The 265-nt window shown below is 67.5% G+C and carries 1 pseudogene; it reads left to right on the top strand.

What is annotated here, in order from left to right:
• Positions 1 to 46: 46 nt before the first annotated feature.
• Positions 47 to 265, top strand: a pseudogene (locus tag WDW90_RS39785) (hypothetical protein); the annotation flags it as partial.

Here is a 265-nt window from a genome sequence, read left to right as displayed (position 1 = left end):
CCTGCGTACTGCCCCCGCTGACAGCACCGACCAGACGTCGGATACCGTGCCGAACACGGGCGACCCCACGCGGAACACCGGCACGCACGTACCGGGAACCGGCAACGGTGGAATCGCGGGCAACGGCAACACGAGCAATGGCAAGGGAAACGCTGGTATATCCGGAAACGGAAATACCGACAACGGCCACGGCAGCCAGGGCCTCCGGGGCAACAGCGCGAACCCGGGCGAGCCGGGTGACGACAAACCCGGCCGAGGCGACCAG

The organism is Methylobacterium nigriterrae, assembly GCF_037106235.1.
In the GTDB taxonomy this organism is placed as follows: domain Bacteria; phylum Pseudomonadota; class Alphaproteobacteria; order Rhizobiales; family Beijerinckiaceae; genus Methylobacterium; species Methylobacterium nigriterrae.
Note: the sequence above shows the minus strand (reverse complement) of the source record. Positions and strands in the feature narration are given on the sequence as shown.